At 47.0% G+C, this 16902-nt stretch carries 11 protein-coding genes; 4 read left to right on the top strand and 7 right to left on the bottom strand.

Translation table 11 applies throughout. The annotated features are described in order from the left end of the window. Nucleotides 1–284: 284 nt before the first annotated feature. The 6 genes from AABA75_RS14965 to AABA75_RS14940 form a co-directional block, all read right to left on the bottom strand. Nucleotides 285–1061 (bottom strand): hypothetical protein, encoded by a 777-nt coding sequence (locus AABA75_RS14965; RefSeq protein WP_338293437.1) that lies wholly within the window; start codon nucleotides 1059–1061, stop codon nucleotides 285–287. A 300-nt stretch (nucleotides 1062–1361) separates the two neighbouring features. Then, nucleotides 1362–2702: a GH1 family beta-glucosidase gene (locus AABA75_RS14960; RefSeq protein ID WP_338293436.1), complete on the bottom strand. Its 1341-nt coding sequence runs from the start codon at nucleotides 2700–2702 to the stop codon at nucleotides 1362–1364. A 90-nt stretch (nucleotides 2703–2792) separates the two neighbouring features. Further along, a complete protein-coding gene (locus tag AABA75_RS14955) occupies nucleotides 2793–3848 on the bottom strand; it encodes a hypothetical protein (protein ID WP_338293434.1) in 1056 nt (351 codons plus the stop codon). 67 nt (nucleotides 3849–3915) lie between these two features. Further along, the gene (locus AABA75_RS14950) at nucleotides 3916–8001 is read right to left on the bottom strand and encodes a PKD domain-containing protein (protein WP_338293433.1); all 4086 of its coding nucleotides are present in this window, start codon (nucleotides 7999–8001) and stop codon (nucleotides 3916–3918) included. 52 nt (nucleotides 8002–8053) lie between these two features. Continuing rightward, a complete protein-coding gene (locus AABA75_RS14945) occupies nucleotides 8054–10636 on the bottom strand; it encodes a YHYH protein (RefSeq protein WP_338293432.1) in 2583 nt (860 codons plus the stop codon). A gap of 197 nt (nucleotides 10637–10833) precedes the next feature. Then, entirely contained in the window at nucleotides 10834–11448 is a 615-nt protein-coding gene (locus AABA75_RS14940) for a Crp/Fnr family transcriptional regulator (RefSeq protein ID WP_338293431.1), read from the bottom strand. A gap of 171 nt (nucleotides 11449–11619) precedes the next feature. Here AABA75_RS14940 and AABA75_RS14935 point away from each other — a divergent pair, with 171 nt between their 5' ends. Both AABA75_RS14935 and AABA75_RS14930 read left to right on the top strand, forming a co-directional pair. Then, the gene (locus AABA75_RS14935) at nucleotides 11620–12372 is read left to right on the top strand and encodes a class II aldolase/adducin family protein (RefSeq protein WP_338293429.1); all 753 of its coding nucleotides are present in this window, start codon (nucleotides 11620–11622) and stop codon (nucleotides 12370–12372) included. 18 nt (nucleotides 12373–12390) lie between these two features. Further along, on the top strand, nucleotides 12391–13266 hold the full coding sequence (locus tag AABA75_RS14930) for an alpha/beta fold hydrolase (RefSeq protein ID WP_338293428.1): 876 nt from the start codon (nucleotides 12391–12393) through the stop codon (nucleotides 13264–13266). Nucleotides 13267–13269: 3 nt separating this feature from the next. Here AABA75_RS14930 and AABA75_RS14925 read toward each other — a convergent pair whose 3' ends face one another. Next, entirely contained in the window at nucleotides 13270–13392 is a 123-nt protein-coding gene (locus AABA75_RS14925; protein WP_338293427.1) for a hypothetical protein, read from the bottom strand. A 230-nt stretch (nucleotides 13393–13622) separates the two neighbouring features. On the opposite strand from AABA75_RS14925, the gene AABA75_RS14920 reads away from it, so the two are divergent. Both AABA75_RS14920 and AABA75_RS14915 read left to right on the top strand, forming a co-directional pair. Beyond that, nucleotides 13623–15620 (top strand): alpha-amylase, encoded by a 1998-nt coding sequence (locus AABA75_RS14920; protein ID WP_338293426.1) that lies wholly within the window; start codon nucleotides 13623–13625, stop codon nucleotides 15618–15620. 119 nt (nucleotides 15621–15739) lie between these two features. Then, nucleotides 15740–16891, top strand: a complete 1152-nt coding sequence (locus AABA75_RS14915) for a 4-phosphoerythronate dehydrogenase (protein WP_338293425.1) — start codon at nucleotides 15740–15742, stop codon at nucleotides 16889–16891. Nucleotides 16892–16902 lie beyond the last annotated feature (11 nt).

Below are 16902 nucleotides of genomic sequence, written 5' to 3'. Positions count from 1 at the left end.
CCTTGAGTATTACTGAGCTTAGATTGCCATCTCAAAAGAGGTTTAACATGTGCCGAAAGTCATAGAGTGATAATCGGCATTTTCACAGTGCAATATAGATTATGGTTACAATGCGTAAGAGCTGGTGGAAAGTACCAATCGTTCAGAGGATTTTAATTTCAACTACTATTGCTGCGTTTGTAAAGTAAAGAATGGTGTCTGAGTTATCAAAGAAGAAGTCTTACATAATTGCTAATACCGAGCCTTAACGAGGCGCGGTAAAAATCTGACGGGGTAACGATTTTTTAATCTGTAGAATAGCAAATCAATTGTGCTGAGGTATCTCCAGTGGGGCCAGTGTAGACAGTCTGACATTGATATCTTCTCGGAGTATTGAGTTCGTGGACTGCTCGAAGAAGTGCTGCCTGAATCATCATCCTTTCTTCGAGTAAGGCTAAGTCATCATTATAGTCAGGGGCAGGATATTTAATCGAGAAGCCATTTTCGAGACTGATAAATTCTGTCCCTGGAATGTCTCTGCAAAGGCCGGACTCCATCATACAGGCATCTGTAATCATTCCGCCTCTTTCTCTTACTACAATGACACCGTGATCGGATATCTCAGAGCTATTTTCAGGGTTTGAAAGTGCATCGAAAAATTCATTGGTAGTATTTGCTCCAACTGAGCTAGCAACGCCACTAAAAAAGTCGCTAACAACCTTTACTGTGCCTTTATCTTTTGCAGAATCATTTAATTTGTACGAAAGCTCTTGGCGAAGGACAGGGGTTAAGCTGCGATCAACTGCACAATCTGGGCAGGAAGGACCGACTAAGACGTAATTATAATGTCCACCAGTCAAAGCTGTTTCTGCGAACTCTTGTAATATCTGTTCACTAGACAGGCTGGACTTATTGTGAATGACCAGTGACTTTTCACCATTTTCAATCTTATACGAGACAAGAGTTTCCTGTCCTGTCGATGCCGTAAAAAATACCTCTTCGGTGAATGCAGTGGCAGATACGGTTGAAGATACAAGGTGTGAAAATAAAAGAATGCTGACTAACTTTTTTAAATTTATCATTTTGTGTTCCTTAAAATAGTAAATTATTTTACAACTTAAGAGTTGCTGGCATCATTGCCCGGTCTTAAGTTGGCGGTAATATTATCTACCCAATATTTGTGTGTCAACATCTCCTACAGTGCCTTCAATTGAACCATTGAAAGTCGTAATCCGACCTGGACGTCCAGATTTTATTTACTGTGACGAACGGTGTTGCAGTCTTGTAACTGAGCGTGCCACAACACAACACCTATATAAATACTGTTAAGCTAAGTCATGCTCTTTAGCTTCTGATTTAGCCGAGGTTATTCATTTATGGTTTTAATCAATTGATGTCTTAATTCGTTCTTTATACCAATAGCCCGAGTCTTTGATGGTGCGCTTCATGGTTTGATAATCCACGTGCACCAGTCCGAAGCGGCGATCATAGCCCAGCGCCCATTCAAAATTATCCATAATTGACCAGGCAAAATAGCCGTCGATGGCGACACCTTCGGCTCTGGCTTTTAACAGGGCGTCGGTGTATTCCTTGAGCAGGATAATACGCTGTGGGTCCTGTACTCGTCCGTTTTCGTCCACCCAGTCGTGATTGGCCATGCCATTTTCGGTAATGATCACCGGTACTTTGTAGCGCTCATTAAAGAATTTACTGGCCCAATACAGACTTTCAGGTACTACATGCCAATCCATACTGGTAAAGCGATCTCCGTCGTGGCTAGGTACCAGGCGGGTTTTACCCTTGCCATCAGTGGTTATTTGTTCTGCGGTATAGATATTGGCACCATAAAAATCCAGCGGTTGACAGATAGTATCCATATCATTGGTTTGAAAGTCGGGTAAGAAAGCCTCATGCAGCGCCAGGCCATCCTCCGGATAGTGTCCCAGGAACATAGGATCGGCAAACCAGGTATTGTTCCAGCAATCCTGTTTTTGTACTGCAAAAGTCGCCTGTTTGGCTGCTGCAATACATTCGGGACTGGTGTTGTCGGGCACATACACATGACCAACCGGCGCGGCACCAATGGTTGCGGTACTGTGGCTGTGGGCTCTGATCACTTGCACCGCTTTACCATGAGCCAGCAGGGCGTTATGGGCCGCGGTTAACACCTCTTTAAAACCCAACTTTAATCCGGGGGCGTGATAAGCAGTGTGATGGCCGAAATGGATAAAACACTGAGGTTCGTTAAGGGTCATCCAGTGGCTTACCCGATCCGAAAGGCGTTCTACAATAATCTGAGTATACTCGGCAAACCAATCAGAGCTGTCCGGGTTTAACCAGCCGCCCCGTAAGTATAACTGGTAGGGATAATCCCAGTGAAAAAGAGTCGTCCATGGCGCGATACCTTTGGCCAATAGAGTGTCCACAAGTCGGTCGTAAAAATCTAATCCTGCTCGGTTTATCTGCCCCGTGCCTTGTGGCAACACTCTTGGCCAACTGATGGAAAAGCGGTAAGCCTGCAAACCAATTTCCGCCATGATATCTACATCTTGCTGCATCAATTCAATGTGATTACAGGCATTGTTACCATGATGCTTAAAACGCACATTGCCAGGCTCGTTGCAAAACATATCCCAGACACAAGGTCCTCGGCCCTCACCATTGAGTGAGCCCTCGATTTGAAAACTGGCGGCAGCAGCCCCCCAGACAAACGGTTTTGACATGCGATATCTCGAAATTGCACTGATGACTTTTCAGTCTAGACGCAATTTATTGCATTTTCGCTAAAATATCGGCGATGTTATTTACGAAAGTTAGTTGTAAGGAATCCAGACAAACTTCCAGAAATTGTGCCCGCTAAGGACTTTTTCACCTTTTTGGGTTTCAGCGTTGTAAAGGGTAAGGCCTTCTTCGTTTAAGTAGCCAAGCTGCCTGCCATCGGGATGCAACTGCATATCTCGGACATTTTCTGCTTGCCATAAAAAACGGGCTTGCTGTATGTCGCTGCTAGTAGAAGTGGCTTGCCACGCATACCAGGTTTTGTGTTGTTGTCCAGGATGAGCAAAAGCCTTTGAAAATCCGGGCATGGTGGCCAGTGTTAGTTTTTCTGTGCTAAGAAAAAATATGGATTGCAGCGAATGGCTTATTTTAGGAAAGTGCAGCGAGGGCAGCTCGTCGCCAAATTGAATATGCCTGGTTTTCAGGTTGTTGTGCTCGAGAACGGTGAGGCTTTGTGCTGAATTGTGCTGATTTAGCCACATGAGCTGTTCACCGGTTTCAGATATAGTTGGGTGGCTTGCACCCTTCGCAATGGGTTTGCTGCGCTTTGCTTCAGCATCGTAAAACCATACTGCTAAGTCTTGGCTAGCGCGCTTACTATCGCTGTTTGTTTTGGCGGAAATGTAATAAAAGTTGCGTGTACCTGGTACGTAAATGGGATCAAAAAACCAAGTGTCTGGGTCGCTATCAGTGATAACAGGGGTTAATCGAACGGTGGCTGTTTGTGCTGTACGTAGCACATATTCGAAGCGCCAGATACCTTGTTCACCCTTTCCTTGAGGGCCATAAGCCAATAGCATTTCTGCTTTTTTGTCGGTTGTGTCGACGTGGGCGTGGTCAAACTGAAACAGGCGCGCTCCCTTGGGTATGCGATACAAAGTTTGTAGTTTGCCATCGCTACCACTGTATTTTAATAAGGGACCGGTGCGACTACTTTCCAGCAGCACAAAGGGCGTGGTGACATGCGCATTGTGCGTGTGGGACCCATCAGCCTTATGCTCTGGTTGCAGATGAGCTTGCACCTCAAGACACAAGCCCGAAATGAGGCAGAGAGGCCCAAAAAAGAGGCTGCGAAACATCCGTGTTGTCATTAAGTTCTCCGTACTTTCATTATGGGCTTCTGATTGTAGATCTGATTAGTTGTCCGCTGCGCTCTGACTAATTCTCCGTTGCGCTCAGCTCTGGCGCCGGGTAATTGGGCATATAGATTACGTCACCACTTAAGCAAGTGGGCAGTGGCGCCAGATTTTCAGAGCTGGCGGTATCTGCCGAGATTGCATGATAGTGATAAATCCCATTTGGAAACTCCTGCGTAGCGCCAGTGTGCCCATTGCAGGCGTCTAGGGTCTCGCCTGAATCGTAACCATCTTCACCGTAAATGGGGAAACCATCAGCCATGAAACCAATTACCGTACCATGGGAGGTAGTTTCGTCTACATCACTAGAGAAATCCGGTAAACATCCTTCAGCACGAGCGGCACTGGCAGTATGCTCATCTACCTGATCTCGATTCGGGTTTGTTGGGTCTCCGTGATAGTGGAACGGGCCGCCCTGATAGCTGACATTTCCATTGCAGTCATCCAGCACTTCCCAATCGGAATCATAGGTGTTGTGTACTGCATAACCTTCACCGTTGGGAGAATCTTCATCAGGATGAGCAAAAGTGCCCCCGGAAATTGCCATACCACTGTGGTCTTCGTCGCTTATGCTGGTGACCGCATCTACTACTGTCGGATTTAGTGAGAATAAGAATACCCGATTATTAGCATCCACACTGTAACATCCCGTGTCTGGACCACCTTCAGGGTCGTCGAAGCAGACGTTGGCAGTATCATCGCTATTGGATGTTGTGTTGTCGTAATCATAGGTTGAAGGCACACCATTGCTCAGTAACAATGCGGTATCGTTTTCGCCATCAAAATCCCAATCGATAAAGTTTACATAGACGTATGGACGTGCTTCTGCCGTACTGGTGGCCGAGAAACGATTGGATGCGAAAGCGGTTGCCAAGGTAAGGGCATCAACAGTGGTATTGGTGCTTTCAACGTCGATTTCTGAATCGATATCGCGCTTGTCCGAATCAGAAAGCTCTGGTGAATGAAACTCCGGCACAAACCAAGTCTTGCCACTCAGGCATTCCGGAAGGGGCGGTATCTCATTGCGCGAGCCAGTGCCATTGGCGGTCACTGCATCGTAATTTAACGCATGATAGTGATAAATTCCGTCTGGGAATTCTGATGTTGTACCGTTGTGACCATTACACTCGTCTAGCTCATCACCAATGTCGTAACCATCTGTACCGTAAATTGGAAAACCGTCCGCCATATATCCGATAACTGGCGCATGACCGGTATCTTCATCGACGACTAACTCGTAATCAGGCAAACAATCTGAGGCTTCGGTGGCGGCCAGGGTATGTTCATTAGTACCGTCGTTGATAGGGTACGTGGGATCGCCATGGTAGTGATAAGGGGCTCCCTGATAACCAGAGTGGCCATTACAATCGTCTAGTACTTCCCAGCCTTCGTCGTATACATTGGTAATGGCATAACCGGCGTTATCTTCCGGTGACGGTGCGGTGGGCAACTCAAAAGTAGCGCCTGAAATTGCCATGCCTGAATGCTGATCCGAGCTCACATTGGTAATGCTGTCCGCCACTTCTGGGTTAGTAGGTACTACAAACGCTCTGACACTGGCTTCAATCGGATAACAACCACCACTGTCAGCCTCGTCAGGGCCATTGTTGGGATCGTCAAAGCAGGTATTCTGGATATTGTTCGCGTCCGAGGTGGAGTAATCGTAGTCATAGGTGTAAGGCACGCCATTGGATTGCAAGATGGCGGCGTCATTGTCACCGTCACTATCATAGTCTACGAAATCTACCATAACATAAGGTCTTGCCGGTATAGTTTCATCGGCGGAAGCGTCAAAGCGCGCCGCATCAAAGGTGGTTTCCAATAATGATTCGTTGTCAGTAGGTTCACTGGTAGTTGCGGCTTCTGCGCTGATGGTCACACTGTCGGTATCGCTGTCTTCGCCATCAGATACCGTTAGCTGAACCAAATAATCACCTTCTGTATCGGCAGTGAAACTGGCATTGACATTATTCGCATTGTTTAAGGTGGCCGTGCTGCCACCAGGTCTGCTGGTGAAGGACCAACTATAAGTCAGTGTATCATTGTCAGCATCTGAGCTGCCGCTACCACTTAACGACACGCTATCACCAGCGGTAACACTCTGATCGCTTCCCGCTTCAGCTGTTGGGGCACTGTTGCCCTCACTGGCAGTCACCGTAACTGTGTCGGTATCGCTATCTTCTCCATCCGAGACCGTGAGGGTTAAGACGTAGTCACCAGCATCTCGTGGGGTAAAACTGGGGGTCGCGGTATCGGCATTGCTCAACGACACATCGCTGTCACCGGGGACACTGCTAAATGACCAGCTGTAACTCAGGGCATCGCCATCAGCATCAGAACTACCACTGCCATCAAGAGTAACCTGGCTACCAACAGTCGCTGACTGGTCGGTTCCTGCATCCGCTGTTGGTGCTGTATTAACGTCTTCCGACTCAGCGGTAATGGTAACCGTATCGGCTTCACTGTCTTCTGTACCATCGTTAACTATGAGTTGCAGTACATAAGTGCCGGCAGTGTCAGCCGTAAACTTGGGGGATTCAATGTTTGTGCGGCCTAATTGTGCTTCACTGCCATCAGGCATAGATAAAAATGACCATGTATAACTCAATGAATCGCCGTCACTATCGTTACTGCCAGAACCATCTAGTTCTACACGAGTGCCTACTGTGACGGTTTGGTCGCTCCCTGCATCAGCCATCGGAGCGGTATTAGCGGTGGTGGTTTCTGCCGTTATTCTGACCCTATCAGCCGCACTGTCTTCGCTACCGTCATTAACAACCAGCGAAATAACATAGTTGCCATCAACATCTGCGGTAAAAGTGGGGGAGGCAGCAGTTCTGTCACTTAGTGCGGCTTCGCTGCCATCCGGTGAACTCCGTAATGTCCAGGTGTAGGTAAGTGAATCTCCATCATCATCTGAGCTAGCCGTTCCATCCAATGTAACGAGGGCGCCGGTACTGACGGTTTGATTGTCACCTGCATTAGCGGTGGGCAAGGTGTTGCTGGAGTTGCCATTGGCATTGGCATTGGTATCGTCCAGCTTTTCCATTATCTGATCAGTACTGGCATTAACTGGCACATCCCCTGACTGACTACCAAAGCTAACCGTTTCGCTGTCTTGTTCATCATCGTCAGACTCAGCTGAACGACCTTGAGGTCCTGGTACCACATCTGGATTGTAAATAATGAACGTTTGATCACCCGCGCGGCGAATGGCCAGTTCTGCTTTACCATCGCCATTATAGTCAGCGGGTACAGGAATATCCGCCGGGTGCAAACCAAACTCAATTTCAGTTACTGTGGTATCAATACTACTTCGAATATACCAGGTAAAATTGTCAGGATTGCGGTAGGCGATATCGGTAATACCATCGCCATCATAGTCCGCAGGCACAGGAATATCATTGATAGCTGTGCTGAAGGAGACCCGTTGAATACCATCACCCCGTTCTGAGTTGGTATTATCACCGCTACTATTGAGAATATACCAAAAACCGTTGGAGGGGCGTTTAACCGCTACATCGGCAATACCGTCACCATCAAAGTCGCCTTTTACCGGAATATCTTCAGGACTTTTGCCAAATACTATGCGCTGGATGCCATCTTCTTTTTCAGAATTGAAATTGCTGCCACTGGAGTTTTTTATATACCAGGTGTAATTAGAGGACCGCCGCACTGCAAAATCAGCAATACCATCACCGTCATAATCCGCTGGTACAGGGATATCATCGCTATTCCTGCCAAACACTTGCCGCTGAATGCCATCTTCTTTCACGGAGTTGGTATTATCACCCGAAGAGTTTAGCACGTACCAGGTGTAGTTGCTGGCACGACGCACTGCAAAATCAGTAATGCCATCACCGTCATAATCCGCAGGGACTGGGATATCCGCTACTGACAAACCGAAGCGCACCCGCTGGATCCCGTCTCCCCTTTCTGAGTTGTAGTCCATTGAGCCTGAATTTTTCACATACCAAAGTTGGGTGTCTGGTCGTCTTACGGCGACATCGGCGATACCATCGCCGTCATAGTCAAACTCAGTCGCGCACAAGGGCGAAGTAATTAATGCTCCGAGTAAACCGGATAGTAAGAGTTTTGCGGGTCTCATTGTTTTGCCTTAATTCTCTCGTTGGGTACAGGGGCATTGCCCCTTGCTGAAATTAGTGATTATGGAGTTTGCCGTTGGGTTCGTGACGATGTAGTAAATTGCGCAGTGCCCGTCTACCCCGTTTATCAAATGAGGAATTTGGGGTGCCTTTGTAACACTTTAGTATCCATGGGTGTGTTTCGGTGATGTAATAGCCATATTGGCCGTCGACTTCCATGCCATTACATTCATCCAGATCACCCGCGCCCTCTGAGTACATCCAATCTCCTGTGAATTGTCCATCGTATTCTGAGCTGGCAACGTTACCCTGGCCACCCACTGGCGTGGTGTAACCACTGACTTCTTGCCGTTCACCTGACTTTAATACGTAGCTTGGCTCAGCTTTACGAACTGTGCCGTTGTCATCAAAACATGGGCCATAAATTGGAAAGCCATCAGCTGCGAAACCGATAACCGGGGAGGCTAACCCAGAGGTTTCACAGTCAAGGTCATACATTGCGAGTGGATCGCCATGGTAGTGATAGGTGCCATCCGGTTGCGGGTGGGCATTGTGTTCGTCGGTACCAAAATTATTTAAACTGGACATCGGATCATAGCGCCAGGGATTATCTATCTGGTCGTTACCACAGCCAATTTTCTCTTCACCTAGAGGTTCGTTTCCGACGCTGTAACACGCTGCTGAGAGCAAATCGATGACGACACCATTTAGAGTGATGGCATTTGTGGTGGTCAGTGACAATTCAGTAACAGTGCTAGCAAACTCCGGTGTTCTTGTCACGCTGTAATCACCATTTTGCTCGGCGACTACACTGGCGAAATTGCCTTGTTCATTAAAGTCGTGGTTAGGGATTTCGTTGACTATAAAATCGCAAGTATCTGTGCTGGCACTGATGGTGACGCTATTAGTGAAGTTGGTCGCCTCCTGGACATCGGTAACACTGGCGTAGTATGTACCCTCGTAATCACCGCAGTCACCACTGCGATTAACGAATTCAATATCTTTTATGTCGACATTATCATTAACGGCGGTGATGGTAATATCATCCGTACTGGAGTCGCTACCATCACTTACCGTTAATCGTATTTCGTATGTTCCAGCAATATCTGGCGTGATGCTGGGTGTCTCCGAAGCTCGACGACTCAAAGAGGCTGAGCTGTTCGCTGGTTGGGAAATAAGACTCCAGCTAAAGCTCAACGCATCACCATCGGCATCACTACTACCAGCGCCGGAAAGTGTCGCCTCTTCATTTACTGATACCTGTTGGTCTGGGCCCGCATCAGCGATGGGAGGTGTATTGTCTGGTTCAGCTTGTTCTGCTGTGATGGTGACACTATCGGCGTTGCTACTGTCTTCACCGTCGTTGACAGTGAGCGACAAAACATAACTGCCAATAACATCTGCCGTAAAGGTTGGATTGGCAATGCTGGCACTGCTTAATTGTGCTTCACTACTGTCTGGTCGACTGCTAAAACTCCAGTTGTAGGATAAGCTGTCGCCATCTGTATCAGTACTATTCGCACCATTTAATTGTACTGTACTACCAACATCCACGGTTTGATCACTACCAGCGTCTGCTACTGGAACGGAATTGCTTGCAATTGCGCTGTTTACTGCATTGAGCTTGGCAATCACTTCAGTGATTGGCGCATTAGTGGGGATATCGTCGGCTTGTTTGCCAAAATTAATGCGTTGAATTTCAGAATCCGATGAATTGAGAATGTAAAAATATTGATTGGAGCTTCTCCGCACAGCGACATCCGCTGCACCATCGCCATCATAATCGGCGGGTACAGGGATATCGGCCTCGTCTTTGCCCAAAACGAATTCCCGAACTTCGCCATCGCTGGAGTAGCGAATATACCAGGTAAAGGTATCCGGACGTCGCACGGCGATATCGGTTATGCCGTCATTGTCGTAGTCGGCAGGTACCGGGATATCGCCATCTTGCCCTAGTGTCAATCTCTGAATACCGTCTTCGTTTTCAGAATTATAATTTGAACCGCTGGAATTCTTGATATACCAGGTACTGTTGGAAGCCCGCCAAACAGCAACATCGGCAATGTTGTCTTCGTCGTATAATCCGGGGACAGGCACATCTTCACTGTTTTTGCCAAAAACGATACGTTGGATACCATCTTGGGCGTCAGAATTGTAATTGCTGCCATCGGAGTTTTTGATATACCAGGTAAATGTCGATGCTCTTCGCACCGCAAAGTCGGCTATGCCATCGCCGTCGTAGTCTGCGGGTACCGGGATATCACTGGCATTCTTACCAAATATCACTCGCTGAATACCATCTTGTGCCTCTGAATTGATGTTGTCGCCTGAAGAGTTTTTAACATACCAGGTAAACGTTGAGGGCCGCCGCACGGCAAAGTCGGTGATGCCGTCGCCGTCATAGTCGGCCGGAACAGGGATATCCGCAGTGTCTTTACCAAATTGTGTGCGCTGGATACCGTCTTGAGCATCTGAGTTGAAGTTGTCATCCCCGGTATTAAGTACATACCAGTAGTAAGTGCTGCTGCGGCGCACCGCCACATCCGCTATTCCATCGCCATCGTAATCGTATTGAGTGGCAGATGCTGAAGCTATTAGAGCTGCCTGGAAGGCAGCCATAACTATTATTTTGTTCACACAGTTCATTTCTCGTAACCGGAATAAATTCTGCTGGTGGTTACCATAAAATTCGGAAATGAGAGCGGTGCAAACCCTCTCGGTTTCTTCAGGTAGCCCCAAAACAGAAACCTGTTTTATCTATCATCAAGGGTAGCAAACGGTGGGCTTATTAAATGTGAAGAAACTGAGGATTTGTGATCTTTTCTGATTAATCTTTAATGACACTTCGGATTTAATTGATTGTGCAAATATTCCTGCAATATTTGAGGCTCCAGCATTACTTTGTTGTAGGCCAATTGGATTAACCCTTCCGTTTGTAATTCATTCAGCCATCGATTTACGCTTTGCCGGGTGGTGTTTAACATAAGTGCTAGTGACTCCTGGGAAACATCAAGACCGCCATTCTCACCATCAAATGTGTTGTGCAGATGCAAAAGCCGTTTAACTAATTGTAATTTGATGGGGAGCGTACGGGCTTCATCGATAATTTCAAACAACGCCCGCATGCGCTGGCAGAAAATCGGGATGAAATAACGATACATTTCCGGGTGTTTGTCGCAAAGCTGAGCAAAGGCACTATGAGGAATGGTTAAAATAGTAGCGGCTTCATCAACGGTTGCACAATGCGTGCGTGGCAAGTTGTCAAAACTGGATATCTCACCGAACCAGTCACCTGAAGTGAGCCAGGTTAACACCACTTCTTTTCCTTCCGGGGTAAAGTTGCTAATGCGCACTTTACCAGAATGAACAAAAAAAAGACCGTTTGGCGCTTGTTCCTTAGTGTGCAGTACCGCTTGGGCGTTCAGTTGTCGCAGCTTGCTGTGTGCCATTATGGCATCTTGCAAATGCGTTGGAAGCGAGCTGAACCAAGGGTTTTTACGTAAATTGGCGGTAACGTCAGGTGTCAATTAAGGGGTACTCCAAAAAATGTCGCCAGAACGACAGTTGCCCCTTTAGCTTATAGTCTATAGTGAACTGATACCAGAGCGGGGGATAGGAATATGTCAAAAGTACAACAACAAGTAAGTGCTGCCGAGTGGCAGTTGCGGGTGGATTTAGCGGCTTGTTACCGCACCGTTGCTCACTACGGTTGGGATGATTTAATTTTCACTCATATTTCAGCCCGCATTCCCGGTGCTGAACCGCAGTTTTTGATTAATCCCTATGGCATGTTGTTCGAAGAAGTAACGGCTTCTAATCTGGTTAAGGTGGATCTTGAAGGTAATAAAATCATGGATTCTGAGCATGATATCAATCCTGCTGGATTCAATATTCACAGTGCCGTACACGAAGCTCGGGAAGATGCTCATTGCGTATTGCATTTACACACTAATGCCGGTGTCGCAGTTTCTACTTTGGAAAATGGCTTACAGCCTTTGAGCCAGCAGTCTTTATTTCCCTTATCTGGCTTGGCTTATCACGACTATGAGGGGATTGCGCTGAATCCCGATGAAAAAGCCAGGCTGGTGGCTGATTTGGGTAGTCATAATTTTATGATACTGCGCAATCATGGCTTGCTCACCTGCGCCGAAACCGTTGCGGATGCGTTTTTGTTTATGTTTGTATTGCAACGGGCGTGTGAAATTCAACTACTGGCTCAGTCCTCGGGACAACCGCTGAAAACCATTCCTAAGCCAATATTGGCAGGTATTAAAGCGCAAGCTTCTGAGGTGACCAAAGCCGCAGGAGGAGGGCTGGCCTGGCCCGGAATATTGCGTAAACTGGATCGCATTGACCCTTCATTTCGCCATTAGTTTTTGGCTTGATAACTGATGCCTTATGCAACGTTAAAAGAATACATACAAACGGTAAACTATCTCACTGTAAACGAGCGTCGACTGGCCTGGTGGCAGCATCATGCTCCTGGCAAGCCAGTTATCTTGTTTATTCATGGTTTCCCCAGTGCCAGCTGGGATTGGCACCATCAGTGGGCTGACTTATCGACAGACTATCATCTGGTGTCGATGGATATGCTCGGTTACGGTCTTTCCGATAAACCGGTACCTTATGGCTACACTCTGGCAGAGCAAGCTCGGTTTTACCTGGCCTTGTTAGCACACCTGAATATTTCCAAATGCCATGTTTTGGCTCATGATTATGGTGACTCAGTTGCGCAAGAGCTACTGCACATGGTGGAAACCGAACAAACACAGATTCAGTTGAGTTCAATAACCTTCCTCAACGGTGGACTATTTAGCGAAAGCCACCGACCATTACTGACTCAAAAATTACTGAAAAGTGTTATCGGCCCTTGGGCTGTAAAATTTTTGAACGAGCGTAGTCTGGAAGGCAGTTTCAAGCGTATCTTCGGTCCGCAGACACCACCGAAAAAACACGAAATTGCAACGCTGTGGCAGCTTCTTCAAATCAATAATGGCGTAAAGGCTATGCCTTATTTGCTGCAATACATCGATGAGCGCAAGCAACGCAGACAGGATTGGCTTGACGCAATGCAATCCACACAAGTGCCAATGCTCTTTATTAATGGTCGCCATGATCCCATCTCTGGTGAACACATGCGGCTGCGTTGGCAGCAGTTATTACCTCATGCACCAACCTGCTCGCTGCCAGTGGGGCACTATCCCCAAATTGAATCCGCGCAGCGAGTGACAGAAGTGTTTATGAATTTTATTGCCAACAGCAATTAGTCACTACAGGTTGTGATTAGTGTTGTGCATAAACAGGTACACGTAATAACCACAGAGTGCAACTACGATAGTTAACCCCAACAAAGAACCCCAAGCGACTGGATCGTTGAATAATAAACTTAACATGGTTTTTCTCCTGATTTTTGTTTCTGAAACCAGAATAAACCCGGCAAGTATTTAATGATCTGATCTGGATCAAAAAGCTGACTTAAAGCCTTCAATAATCCAGGTGTATAAACCATTCCACGCATACGTATGCAGAGGGGAGTGCATACGTATTCAATTGGAATTTAATTTACCCAAGATTTAGGTTGTTAATCGAATGTTAACCTTGTGTAAATTAAATTGGAGGCAAAATGAAATCCCTTAAATCGACGCTGGCGCTCGGCGTTGCCGCAACTCTACTGAGTGCTCCTGCAGTCTCTGCTCCTACAACCTTTGTGCACCTTTTTGAATGGAATTGGTCAGACGTGGCCAATGAGTGTGAAACGTTTCTCGGTCCAAATGGCTATGCCGCAGTGCAAGTGTCACCGCCGAATGAGCACATTCAGGGGGATCAGTGGTGGACTCGCTACCAACCTGTCAGCTATCAGATCCAAAGCCGGGGCGGCAGCGAAGCTGAATTTGTTGACATGATATCCCGTTGTAACGCCCAAGGCGTGGAGATTTATGTGGATGCCGTGATTAACCACATGGCTGCGGGTAGTGGCACTGGCGTGGCTGGCAATAGCTACGGCAATAAACAATATTCGGTTTATGGCCCGCAAGATTTTCACGATACTTGCACCATTAATCCGGAGGATTATGGTAATGATCGCTGGCGAGTACAGAACTGTGAGCTGGTGGGATTACCGGATTTAAATACCAGTGCCACTTATGTACAAGATACGTTGGCGGGTTATCTCAATTATTTGACTAATCTCGGAGTTGCTGGTTTTCGATTTGATGCTTCAAAACACATGTCGGTCAGTGATATTCAGGGGGTATTGTCCAAAGTTAACGGTTCACCTTTGGTCTTTCAGGAAGTCATCGATCAAGGTGGTGAAGCGGTAAGCGCAGCAGAATATACGGGAACCGGGTTGGTAACCGAGTTTAAATATAGTACTCAATTAGGTAATACCTTCCGCAATGGTCAATTATCCTGGTTAAGCAGTTTTGGCGAGGCGTGGGGTTTTTTACCCAGCTATCAAGCGGTGGTATTTGTGGATAACCACGATAATCAACGTGGCCATGGTGGTGCTGGTAATGTCATTACGTTCGAAGATGGTCGACTTTATGATCTGGCAAACGTCTTCATGCTGGCCTGGCCTTATGGTTATCCCAAGGTGATGTCCAGCTATGATTTCCACGGTGATACTGATGCAGGTGGGCCATCCGTGCCGGTGCATAACAATGGCACTTTGGAATGTTATGGCAGCAACTGGAAATGTGAACATCGCTGGAGCTATATCGCTGGTGGTGTAGATTTCAGAAACAACGTGAATGACAACTGGAACGTGACTGATTGGTGGGACAACGGCAATAATCAAATCGCCTTCGGTCGCGGCAGTGCAGGGCATGTTGCTATCAACAAAGAAGACTACACCATGAATGTTGCTCTTGGTACTCAGATGACGGCGGGTGTGTACTGTAATGTGCTCAAAGGTGAGTTGTCTCAAGATGGCAGTAGTTGTTCTGGTGAGACTATTACCGTCAATGGTGACGGTAGCATAAACACTAATCTTGCCGCCTGGGATGCGTTCGCCATTCACCAAAACAGCAAAATTACTACAACCGGAGGTAATGAAGACTGGCAGCGCACCGTGATTTTCATTCAGGCAGAAACGGCTAGCGGTCAGGATATGTTTATTCGAGGCGGAATTGATCACGATTACGCCAACAACAATCTGGGGCGAAATTGCCAGACCACTAATTTCGAATGTGCCATGCCCATTACCCACAATAATTTGCGCAACGTCACAACGGCCCCCTGGAAGTCAAACGAGTTTTACCTTGACTGGTATGGCGCAGAGTCGGCACAGGATAGCTATGCTGAGGGAACCGCCATGGATTGGACTACGGATGTTTGGCCTTCCTCATGGGGGGCAGTAAAAACGGTTGCTGTAGATGGTTACGGCGAAGAGCCGCTCAATCTTTGGGGGCAGCACTATTGGATGTTAGATGTGCAAATGGACTGCAGCAAAGCGGTAAATGGTTGGTTTGAAGTCAAAGCCTTTGTTAAAAACGGGCAGGGCTGGGAAAGCGACATTACACAAAGTGGTGCGCCCTACAGCAGTAACAATCACTTTGCCCAATGCGGTAAAATTAACAAGTTCGACTTTAATGGCAATAGCGCGGAGATTTCAGATTTTTAATTTGAGCTAGCAAATCTAGTTGAATCAGGCCCAATCAGTCGGCATAAACCAACTGGTTGGGTTTTTTTTATTTATCTGACGTGCGATCATTCGCGTTTTCCCACAATCAGATAGTTTCAGTGAAAGTATTTTGTGAAGATACCCTTACCTACGGTGAGGCTTTTTTTGAAGATGTAGCCGAAGTAACTCACTTCGCAGGCAACCAACTCAGTGCTGCAGATCTGACCGATGTCGAGGCCCTGTTTATTCGTTCCACTACCAAAGTGACACCAGAGCTGCTAAGCCAGGCAAAGCAATTAAAACTGGTGGCGACGGCGACTGCTGGTACTGACCACATGGATCTGAATTACCTAAAAGAACGAGGTATCAAAGCTTATTCCGCAGCAGGCTGCAATGCTATTGCCGTCGCTGAGTATGTCATTGCGGGTTTATTGTGGTTAGCGGCAAAGGAGAAAATCAAACTGCACAGCAAACGCTTAGGCATAGTTGGAGCTGGCAATGTTGGCACTGCTCTCGCGGAACGAGCCGAGCACCTTGGTTTAGAAGTACTGCTTTGTGATCCACCGCTGGAGGCCGCTGGAGACATCCGTGATATGGTGCCATTATCAGTCATTCTTGAATGCGACATAATCAGTTTGCACGTGCCATATGTTAACGAAGGGAGGTGGCCCACCCGTCACATGCTTGACGAGCAGCGCTTGAAGGCGCTCAAGCCAGAGCAAATTCTGGTTAACGCTTGTCGTGGTGAAGTAGTGGACAATCGAGCTTTAAAATCAGTGCTGCAGAGTAACAATGCTTTTTTTACTCTATTTGATGTTTGGGAAAATGAACCCGATATTGATTTTGAGTTGGCTCAGTGCACTGATATTGCTACCCAGCATATTGCTGGACATACCCTGGAAGGCAAAGCGCGTGGAACAGAGATGATCTATAACTTTGCTGCTCAGCAGTTTGGTTGGCCGCAAAAGAGTATGTGGCACTATTTACCGGAAGTTACTTTTTCCGGAAAATCCTGGCTGGATTTAGCGCAAAACGAGAGTTCAACCGAAGTACAATTACATGAACTGATTAGCCAGGTTTATGCCATAGAACAAGACAGTCTCCTGTTTAAAACGCAAGTAAATGATGATAAATCTTTCAGATATAGCCGAAAGCACTATGGTATTCGAAGAGAATTTTCTAGTGTGCAAGTAAATACTGGAAATTCTTTGCTGACACAGGCAATCTACGGGCTTGGTTTTCGAAACGTCGCAAAAGGCGACCAAACATAATTAATTGGAGT

This window comes from Planctobacterium marinum (genome assembly GCF_036322805.1).
Lineage (GTDB): Bacteria > Pseudomonadota > Gammaproteobacteria > Enterobacterales > Alteromonadaceae > Planctobacterium > Planctobacterium marinum_A.
This window is presented reverse-complemented; position numbering and strand designations above follow the sequence as displayed.